This window comes from Microbacterium sp. B19 (assembly GCF_000333395.1).
GTDB lineage: Bacteria > Actinomycetota > Actinomycetes > Actinomycetales > Microbacteriaceae > Microbacterium.
Genome location: NZ_BADA01000079.1, coordinates 1 through 1024, shown reverse-complemented (window position 1 = coordinate 1024; position 1024 = coordinate 1). Strand labels below are relative to the sequence as shown.

1 protein-coding gene and 1 pseudogene are annotated in these 1024 nt (G+C 72.4%); both read right to left on the bottom strand.

What is annotated here, in order from left to right; translation table 11 throughout:
* Window positions 1-256 precede the first annotated feature (256 nt).
* Window positions 257-889 (bottom strand): annotated as a pseudogene (locus I5G_RS02740) (amidase family protein); the annotation flags it as partial.
* Complete coding sequence (locus I5G_RS27130; protein ID WP_022877683.1) at window positions 886-1023, bottom strand: biotin/lipoyl-containing protein; 138 nt, start codon at window positions 1021-1023, stop codon at window positions 886-888. The gene I5G_RS27130 and the pseudogene I5G_RS02740, both read right to left, overlap by 4 nt.
* Window position 1024 lies beyond the last annotated feature (1 nt).

Here is a 1024-nt window from a genome sequence, read left to right as displayed (position 1 = left end):
CGAACGCGCCTGAGTTTCAGCAGCGCTGGACGAACTGAACACAGTGATAACAAATACTTGACACGTTCAGTGCTGCTTTCTAGCATCCAATCAACGAACACCACCGGCGCGACGACGCTCCGGTTCGACGAGGGAGTCACCACCACATGAGCACGCGCACGCTGCTGCGGGGAGGGACCGTCATCACGGCCGTCCGCCCCGGCGAGGTCCTCACCGACACCGACATCCTGATCGGCGCCGACGCGATCCCGTCGGGGCCGGCCATGAGCTCGGCCGCCGCGCGGGCGTCGGACAGGTCGCGCGCGAACACCGTCACGCAGTCGAGCGTGCGACACGCGGGCACGACGCCCGTGGCGGGCACGAGCCCGACCGTCGGCTTGACACCCACGATGCCGTTGAGCGCCGCGGGGACGCGGCCCGACCCGGCGGTGTCGGTGCCGAGCGCGAGGTCGACGATGCCGAGCGCCACGGCCACGGCCGATCCGGAGCTGGAGCCACCCGAGATACGCGTCGGGTCCCACGCGTTGCGGACGGCGCCGAAGGGGCTCCGGGTCCCCACGAGGCCGGTGGCGAACTGGTCGAGGTTCGTCTTGCCGATCACCACGGCCCCCGCGGCGCGGAGGCGCCCGACGGCGGTCGCGTCGCGCTCGGGACGGTACGCGTACGCGCGGCTCCCGGCCGTCGTCAGCATCCCCTCGACGTCGATGTTGTCCTTCACCGCGACGACGGTGCCGGCGAGCGGCAGGCGCTCCCCCGCCGCGACGCCGAGGTCGACCTCGGCCGCCTCGGCGAGCGCGTCGTCCTCGTCGCGGACCGTGATCCACACCTCGGGACGGTCGATCTCGCGCATCCGGGCGTAGGCGGCGCGGACCCGCTCGACGGCGCTCACGCGTCCACCGCCACGGCGGCGAGCAGCTGGCCCGCGGCCACGGTCTCGCCGGGCCGCACGAACACCTCGGCGACGGTCCCCGTCACCGGCGACCCGATCGGGGTCTCCATCTTCATCGCCTCCAGCACGATCATC

What these genes read in the sequence shown, in the direction of transcription:
- I5G_RS27130 (WP_022877683.1), bottom strand. Translation starts at nt 1,023, where the DNA reads ATGATCGTGCTGGAGGCGATGAAGATGGAGACCCCGATCGGGTCGCCG.